1 protein-coding gene is annotated in these 366 nt (G+C 56.8%); it reads right to left on the minus strand.

Annotated elements, in window-relative coordinates; all coding sequences use genetic code 11:
- The coding region (locus tag C5P05_RS03330; protein WP_157979204.1) for a Tn3 family transposase at positions 1-366 on the minus strand (366 nt) is incomplete at both ends.

Below are 366 nucleotides of genomic sequence, written 5' to 3' on the forward strand. Positions count from 1 at the left end.
GTCAATCCCCGCCAAAACAGCCTCCAAATCAAGCGGATTGCGCTTGTCTCTGAAGGCATAGTGCCCCAGAAAATGCAGGTGCTGCCACGCCGCCGGTGAAATCCGTCTGACCAAATCCAATGCCTTGCCGTTCCCCGTTGCCATACACCGGCCAAGCAGTCCCGACAGCAGCATCGAGTTGCAAGCGATTACCACATTGGCAATCAGCCGGCCACACTGGTTGCTGATGTCCACATCCGGGTCGGTACGTCCGGTAAGTTCCTTTTTACCGTTAACCTGGGCGATGGTCGAGCGCAGCTGGTGGTAGGACTCAATGCGGTTTTCCGAGCGGTGGACATCACGCTGCAATTGAGGGTCGCGCAAGTA

Source organism: Rhodoferax ferrireducens, assembly GCF_003347515.1.
In the GTDB taxonomy this organism is placed as follows: domain Bacteria; phylum Pseudomonadota; class Gammaproteobacteria; order Burkholderiales; family Burkholderiaceae_C; genus Rhodoferax.